The following is a 7140-nucleotide window of genomic DNA, read 5'->3' on the forward strand; positions in this document are numbered from 1 at the left end:
CTCGGTAGTCAGTAGCACTGATTAGTGGTACTGTCCGTTGCTAGGTACTGATACCGAGCACGGGCGAGCAGTTGCGAGGAGGGCGTCATGGGCAAGCAGATGACCGAGATGCTCAAGGGCACGCTGGAGGGCATCGTGCTGGCGGTCCTGTCCGGGCGCGCTGCGTACGGCTACGAGATCACCGCGTGGCTCCGCGACCAGGGATTCATCGAGATCGCCGAAGGCACCGTCTACGCCCTGCTGGTCCGGGTGGAGCATCGCGGCCTCGTCGACGTGGAGAAGGTCCCGTCGGAGAAGGGGCCGCCGCGCAAGGTCTACTCCCTCAACCCATCGGGGCGCGCCTACCTCGAGGAGTTCTGGAGCAACTGGAGCTTCGTCTCGGCCCGGCTCGAGCAGCTCCGGAATCCGATTTCAGCAGTGCGCATCGAAGGAGAGAACTGACCATGGCCGCAACATGGATCGAGCTGGTCACCGGACCGCTCGGGCAGAAGAAGCAGTGGCGGCAATCCGTCGCTCGAATGGACGCGCTTCCGGAGCCCTACCGGGCCTCCGCGAAGGCGCTGCAGCGCTACGTCCTGCAGGTGGGCGGCGTGGTGGACGGTCAGACCCTGATCTCGATGGTCGGTGACCTCGCCGACCTGTGGGATCGAGCCGCCACCGACGGGACTTCGGTCCGAGACGTCGTCGGGGAGGACCCCGCTGAATTCGCCGAGGCCTTCGTTCAGGCGTACGCGGGTCGCCAGTGGGCCGACAAGGAACGCGACCGCCTGCGGAGCGCGATCGACACCGCCGAGCGCATGGGTGGGACGGAGGGGGAGCGATGAGCTCTGCACTGCTCGCTGAGCCCGCGATCCACGTCCAGGGGCTTCGGAAGTCCTACAAGGGCGCGACGGTGCTGCAGGGCGTCGATCTCGACGTGGAACGAGGGGAGATCTTCGCCCTCCTCGGCTCGAACGGCGCAGGGAAGACCACCGTCGTCAAGATCCTCGCCACGCTCCTCCGGGCGGACAGCGGCACGGCCGACGTCAACGGCTTCGACGTGACCGAGCAGGCGTCCAGAGTGCGCGACTCGATCAGCCTCACCGGCCAGTTCGCCGCGGTCGACGAGGTGCTGACCGGTCGCGAGAACCTCACGCTGATCGCCCGACTGCGGCACCTCCCCGACCCCGCAGGGCGCGCGGACGAGCTGCTGAAGCGGTTCTCCTTGGCGGACGCCGGCGCTCGACGTGCAGGCGCCTACTCCGGGGGCATGCGGCGACGACTCGACATCGCGATGAGCCTGATCGGCGATCCCGAGGTGATCTTCCTCGATGAGCCGACGACCGGTCTCGACCCGGAGGCGCGCATCGAGGTGTGGCACGCCGTCAGGGAACTCGCCAGTCAGGGCACGACGGTGTTCCTGACCACGCAGTACCTCGACGAGGCGGAGCAGCTCGCCGACCGGATCGCGATCCTCCACGGGGGTCGGATCATCGTCACCGGCACGCTCGACGAGTTGAAGCAGCTGCTGCCGCCGGCGCATGTGGAGTACGTCGACAAGCGGCCGACGCTCGAAGACGTCTTCTTCGCGGTCGTCGGCGACGGCCGCACGACCGACCTGGAGGAGGAGGCATCATGAGCTCGCACTTCGTCGGCGACACGGCCGTCCTCACCGGCCGGTCACTGCGCCACATCCTTCGGAGCCCCGACACGATCGTGACCACCGCGGTGATGCCGATCGGCATCCTGCTGCTGTTCGTCTTCGTCTTCGGCGGCGCCATCGACACCGGCACCGAGTCGTACGTGAACTACCTCCTGCCGGGCATCCTGCTGATCACGGTGGCATCTGGAATCGCGTACACCGCCTACCGGCTGTTCCTCGACCTGCAGGGCGGGATCTTCGAGCGGTTCCAATCGATGCCCATCGCTCGCTCGTCGGTCCTGTGGGCGCACGTCATCACGTCCCTCGTTGCGAACTTCGTCTCCGTCGTCGTCGTGGTGCTCGTCTCCGTCCTGATCGGCTTCCGGTCCGAAGCAGGCCCACTCGCATGGCTCGCCGTGGCCGGCATCGTTCTGCTCTTCACCCTCGCGCTGACCTGGCTGGCGGTCATCGCCGGTCTCTGCGCGAAGTCCGTCGACGGAGCCAGCGCGTTCTCCTACCCGCTGATCTTCCTGCCGTTCATCAGCTCCGCGTTCGTGCCGACCGCGACGATGCCCGGGCCCGTGCGGGTCTTCGCCGAGTACCAGCCGGTGACCTCGATCGTGAACGCGCTCCGCGACCTCCTCGGGCATCGAGCGATCGAGAGCGACATCTGGATCGCACTCGCCTGGTGCGTGGCCGTCCTCGTGATCGCCTACGTGCTCGCCGTGGTCGCCTACCGTCGAAGGTCAGCCTGACTCGAGCTGATGGCTCCGTCGGATGTGAGCATGGCGTCGCCGATCCGTACACCGCTCCGACGGCCGCACCACCGTGCCGAGCTGCAGGCGTGGCCCGCTCTGAGCATCAGAGCTGCGGCGTCGTCGTCGAGGCCAGTCGCTCGCGGACGGCGGGGAGGAACGCCTCGGCCCAGACGTGGTGACCGCGGTCGTTCGGGTGGAACAGGTCGCCGGCCGCATTGCGGATGGCGATCACCGGGCCGCCTCGGCGCGTCGACGCGTTCAGCGGCGCGAGCACGAGGCCGTGCGCCGCGACGACCTCGTGCACGATCCGGTTCGCGGCGCGCACCCGCCCGCCGATGGGCAGCGGGCTGAAGCTCGGGAGGTCCGCGACGATCGCGCCCGGCGGCAGCGACGCGCAGATGCGGTCGAACTCGTCCCGGAACCGCGACCCTTCGAACGACCACACGTCGTTCGCGCCGACGTCGATCGTGCAGACGACCGCGGTCGCCTTCGGGATGCGGTGCAGCTCGTCGGCGAGGACGACAGCGCAGGTCGCCCCGTCGATAGCGAGGTTGCGCACCCGCACCCGGTGGCCCGTGATGCGCGCGATCTCCGCCGCGACGATGCCGACGTACCCCCGCTCCGGGGTGGAGGCGCCGAGCCCGAGCGCCGCGGAGTCGCCGAGCGCGACGTACAGCACCGCCTCCGGATCCGCTGCGCCGCGCTCGCGCCAGTAGACGTGGTGCGCCGGGATCCTGCTCGTGAGCAGCACGGTCCAGGCGGCACGATGCCGGGCCAGCCAGGCGAGGGAGCCGACGGCGCCCGCCGCCGCGACGCCGCCTGCGATCGCGATCGGCCTCACCGCGGCACCGAGATCGCGGCGAGGCTGCCACCCGTGGCGGTCAGCAGGTCGCGGGGAGCGATCTCGAGGTCGAAGCCGCGCCGTCCACCCGAGACGTACACGGTGTCGAAGCCGGTCGCGGTCGCGTCGAGCACGAGCGGCAGGCGGGTGCGCTGCCCGAACGGGCTGATCCCGCCGACGACGTAGCCGGTCTTTCGCTCCGCGACGTCGGGCACGGCCAGACCTGCCCGCTTCGCGCCGAGCACCACCGCGAGCGTCTTCAGATCGAGCATCGCCGAGACGGGCACGAGGGCGACGACGAGCCGGGCATCCGCCTGCACGACGAGGGTCTTGAACACCTGCTCCGGCGGTGCGCCCAGCTCCTTCGCCGCTTCGAGTCCGTAGCCCTCCACGAACACGTCGTGCTCGTAGGGATGCGGCGTGTACGGGACGCCGAGTCGATCGAGGGCCAGGGTGGCCGCGGTGGTCGGCGCCGCCTTCGTCATCCTGGCGATCATGCCGGGTCCACCACGGCTACGTCTGGCAGCGCGGGCACCAGTAGGTCTCGCGGTCGGTCGCGCCCCGACCCGGCTGCACCGGATCGCCGAGCGTGCCGCCCAGGATCCGCGTGCCGCAGCGGCGGCACGGCTGCCCGGTCCGGCCGTAGACCCAGTCCTGCTTCCCGCGGCGGGTGTCGCCGGTGAGGGTGCGCTCGACGCGGTTCTTGTTCGCCTCAAGGGTCCGCTTCGCCAGATCGACCAGGCGCGGGAGGTCCTGCACCTGGTCGACCGGCCGGGTCGGCAGCACGCCGCGGAGGAAGCAGAGCTCGTTCCGGTAGACGTTCCCCACCCCGGCCAGGTTCCGCTGGTCGAGCAGCGCCAGCCCGATCGCGCGCCCGGGCGAGGCCTCGATGCGGCGGATCGCCTCCGCGGCGTCCCAGTCCGGTCCCAGCACGTCCGGCCCGAGGTAGCCGACGACGTCCTCCTCCGCACCTCTCGGCAGCACCTCGAGGGTGCCGAGCGCGAAGCCGACCGCCTGCCACGGCGCCGTGCCGAGCACGATCCGCGCTTCGAACGCCGGCCGCTTCCACCTGGTGCCCGGCCGGTACAGGTGCCACGCGCCCTCCATCTTCAGGTGCGAGTGGATCAGCGCGGTCTCGGTGCGCAGCAGGAGGTGCTTGCCCCGGCTGCCGACCGACTCGACGCGCTCGCCGGTGAGGTCGATCGTGGCGAACTTCGGAACCCTGACGTCGCACGAGGTGAGCACCTCGCCCGCCAGCGCGGCGTGCAGGTTGTGCGCCGCCCGGTAGACGGTGTCGCCTTCAGGCACGGCAGGACTCGTCGCGGTGGTGGGTACGGGACGGCGCGCTGCACGCACTCATCGGGTACGCAGCCTCATGAGGCACGCAACCGCAGCCCCTTCGGCGTCGCGGCGAACCCCGCCGCCTCGAGCAGCTTCCCGAACGGACTGCCGAGCGCGAACTCGCCGTCGACCTTCTCGACCACGAGTTGCGGCACCCCGCCCGCACGGACCACGGCGGCGATGCCGGTCGCGGCATGCGCGCGCAGCGCCTCATCCGCTCCGAACACGAGGACGGTGCGTCCGCCGCGCTCGACGTAGGCGGCCAGTGCGCCGTCGACCAGCACGACGAGCGCGCCCGCCTTCCGCCCCGGACGGTGCCCGCCCTCGTTCTCGGGCCAGGGGAGCGCGGCGCCGTAGGGGTTCGCCGGGTCCGTCGCGGCGAGCGTCAGGACCGCCGGCTCCGAAACCTCGGCACCGGCATCCCTGCTGTGCTGCCGCAGCCGGTCCACGGTGCCGGCGGTCGAGAACTGCGCCGCTCCGAGGTGCTCGACGAAGTACCCGCGGCGGGCGCGACCCGCCTCCTCCAGCGCAGCCAGCGTCTTGTAGACCAGCGCGAAGCCGCCCGGCACCTGCTCGGACACCACCGCGCCCCGCGTCACGACGCCGTAGCGGTCGAGCAGCACCTCGGCCGTCGCCGCCGCGCGCACGGTCGGGTCCGTCTCGGGGAGGGGGAGGATCGCCCAACGGCCGGCGGCGACCGGCGGACCGGACCGGACCGGCAGCGGCGCACGACCCCGACCGCGGTAGGAGCGGGCGCGCGGCGCTCGCCGGGTGGTGCGGTGGGTGGTGTGCCCGGCGCCGGTCAGCGCACGCACCGGCGCGAACGTGTCGTTGGTGACCAGCCCGTCCCACACGAGGTTCCAGAGCGCGGTGGTCAGCGCGCCGTCGTCCGTCGCGCCGACCGTATCCGCCAGCTGCCGGAAGAAGTAGGCGCCGCCGCCACCGAGCGTCGCGAGCACCTCCAGCTCGAGCGGCGTGCGATCCCCCTCCTCGACGACCGACAGGGTCACCGGCAGTGCGTCGGCGAGGTGCAGGGCGACCCAGCCGTCGTTCCCGGCGAGCCTCCCGGCGCCTGACCAGGCGACCTCGCCGGTCGCGGTCAGCTCGTCGAGCATCGCGGGGGAGTAGTCACGGACCCGGGCCGGAAGGATCAGCGACTCCCACGCGGAGGCGGGCGCGGCCACGCCGGCGAGCTGCTCGATCACGGTCGCGACGCCGTCCACGCCGCGCAACGCTTTCTGCCCGACGTGTTGCCATTCGGGCAGGAAGCGGGCGAAGGCCGCCTGCTCGACCGGCTCGACCTCCTTGCGCAGCGCCGCGAGCGAGCGGCGGCGGAGGCGGCGCAGCACCTCGACATCGCACCACTCGGACCCGGTGCCGCCCGGCCGGAACTCGCCCTCGGTGACCCGCCGCTCGTCGGCGAGGCGCCGCAGGGTGTCGGTGACGACCGCGACGCCCAGTCCGAGGCGCAGCGCGGCCCCGGACGCCGTGAACGGACCGTGCGTCCGGGCGTACCGGCCGACCAGGTCGCCCAGCGGGTCCGCGACCGGTTCGACGAACGCGATCGGGACGCCGATCGGCAGCGGCACGCCGAGCGCGTCGCGCAGCCGGCTCGCGTCCTCGATGCCGGCGATCCACTGCTCGCCCGCCCAGGACGCCTCGATCGCTCGGTGCGTGGCGACCAGCTCGGTCGCCAGCGCGGCCGCCTGCTCGGAGGTCGCGGGCAGCTCTGCGATGTCGAGCCGCGCCGCGAGCTCGTCGACGGTCAACGGGCCCAGCAGGCGGAGGAGGTCGGCCGCCCCCTCCACGCCGCGCAGCCGACGATCCGCGGCGAGGCGCTGCAGCTCCCGCTCGGTCTGGTCGACGACCTCGGGGTCGAGCAGCTCGCGCAGCTCGACCCTGCCGAGCAGCTCGGAGAGCAGCGTCGGATCCAGTGCGAGGGCCTGCGCCTTCCGCTCGGCGAGCGGGCTGTCGCCCTCGTACAGGAACGCGCCGACGTAGCTGAACAGCAGGCTTCGGGCGAAGGGGGACGCCGTCCGGGTCTCGACCTCGACGACGCGGACGGCGCGCGCCTCCAACCCGGCCGCGAGCTCCTTGAGCGCGGGCAGGTCGTAGACGTCCTGCAGCACCTCGCGGATCGTCTCGAAGATGATGGGGAAGGTCGGGAACTTCTTCGCGACGTCGAGCAGCTGGCTCGCCTTCTGACGCTGCTGCCACAGCGGCGACCGGCGCCCGGGGTTGTACCGGGGGAGCAGCAGCGCCCGCGCCGCGCACTCGCGGAAGCGGGAGGCGAAGATCGCGGAGGTGGTCACCTCCGTCGTCACGATCTGGTCGAGCTCGTCCGGCTCGAACAGGAACAGGTCGGCGCCGGGCGGCTCCGCATCGGTGTCGGGGACGCGCAGCACGATGCCGTCGTCAGCGGCCATCGCGCCGTTCTCGATCCCGTACCGCTCGGACAGCCGAGCGGCGATCGCCAGCGCCCACGGCGCGTGCACCTGCATGCCGAACGGGGAATGCAGCACGATCCGCCAGTCGCCGAGCTCGTCGCGGAACCGCTCGAGCACGAGTGTGCGGTCGGA

7 protein-coding genes and 1 pseudogene are annotated in these 7140 nt (G+C 71.7%); 4 read left to right on the forward strand and 4 right to left on the reverse strand.

The window, feature by feature from the left end:
- Positions 1-87: 87 nt before the first annotated feature.
- From ACFE67_RS13070 to ACFE67_RS13085, 4 genes are read left to right on the forward strand one after another with little or no spacing between them, the layout of a single operon-like run.
- Entirely contained in the window at positions 88-441 is a 354-nt protein-coding gene (locus ACFE67_RS13070; protein ID WP_375407314.1) for a PadR family transcriptional regulator, read from the forward strand.
- 2 nt (positions 442-443) lie between these two features.
- The gene (locus ACFE67_RS13075; protein WP_375407315.1) at positions 444-824 is read left to right on the forward strand and encodes a DUF1048 domain-containing protein; all 381 of its coding nucleotides are present in this window, start codon (positions 444-446) and stop codon (positions 822-824) included.
- Positions 821-1618 (forward strand): ABC transporter ATP-binding protein, encoded by a 798-nt coding sequence (locus ACFE67_RS13080; protein WP_375407316.1) that lies wholly within the window; start codon positions 821-823, stop codon positions 1616-1618. The genes ACFE67_RS13075 and ACFE67_RS13080 overlap by 4 nt, the downstream gene beginning before the upstream one ends.
- The gene (locus tag ACFE67_RS13085; protein ID WP_375407317.1) at positions 1615-2376 is read left to right on the forward strand and encodes an ABC transporter permease; all 762 of its coding nucleotides are present in this window, start codon (positions 1615-1617) and stop codon (positions 2374-2376) included. The genes ACFE67_RS13080 and ACFE67_RS13085 overlap by 4 nt, the downstream gene beginning before the upstream one ends.
- Positions 2377-2482: 106 nt before the next feature.
- Here the strand turns inward: ACFE67_RS13085 and ACFE67_RS13090 are convergent, their stop codons facing one another.
- The 4 genes and pseudogenes from ACFE67_RS13090 to ACFE67_RS13105 all read right to left on the reverse strand — a co-directional run.
- Positions 2483-3220: an SGNH/GDSL hydrolase family protein gene (locus tag ACFE67_RS13090; RefSeq protein ID WP_375407318.1), complete on the reverse strand. Its 738-nt coding sequence runs from the start codon at positions 3218-3220 to the stop codon at positions 2483-2485.
- The gene (ybaK, locus tag ACFE67_RS13095; RefSeq protein ID WP_375407319.1) at positions 3217-3705 is read right to left on the reverse strand and encodes a Cys-tRNA(Pro) deacylase; all 489 of its coding nucleotides are present in this window, start codon (positions 3703-3705) and stop codon (positions 3217-3219) included. Before ybaK ends, ACFE67_RS13090 begins: the two co-directional genes overlap by 4 nt.
- A gap of 28 nt (positions 3706-3733) precedes the next feature.
- The gene (locus ACFE67_RS13100; protein ID WP_375407320.1) at positions 3734-4528 is read right to left on the reverse strand and encodes a DNA-formamidopyrimidine glycosylase family protein; all 795 of its coding nucleotides are present in this window, start codon (positions 4526-4528) and stop codon (positions 3734-3736) included.
- Positions 4529-4593: 65 nt separating this feature from the next.
- Positions 4594-7140 (reverse strand): annotated as a pseudogene (locus ACFE67_RS13105) (ATP-dependent helicase); the annotation flags it as partial.

Origin of the sequence: uncultured Amnibacterium sp. (assembly GCF_964244015.1) — a bacterium.
In the GTDB taxonomy this organism is placed as follows: domain Bacteria; phylum Actinomycetota; class Actinomycetes; order Actinomycetales; family Microbacteriaceae; genus Amnibacterium.

Bases quoted from the DNA above. Each gene is read 5' to 3' on its own strand.
- ACFE67_RS13075 (WP_375407315.1), top strand. From the start codon at position 444: ATGGCCGCAACATGGATCGAGCTGGTCACCGGACCGCTCGGGCAGAAG.
- ACFE67_RS13070 (WP_375407314.1), top strand. From the start codon at position 88: ATGGGCAAGCAGATGACCGAGATGCTCAAGGGCACGCTGGAGGGCATC.
- ACFE67_RS13080 (WP_375407316.1), top strand. From the start codon at position 821: ATGAGCTCTGCACTGCTCGCTGAGCCCGCGATCCACGTCCAGGGGCTT.
- ybaK (WP_375407319.1), bottom strand. From the start codon at position 3,705: ATGACGAAGGCGGCGCCGACCACCGCGGCCACCCTGGCCCTCGATCGA.
- ACFE67_RS13085 (WP_375407317.1), top strand. From the start codon at position 1,615: ATGAGCTCGCACTTCGTCGGCGACACGGCCGTCCTCACCGGCCGGTCA.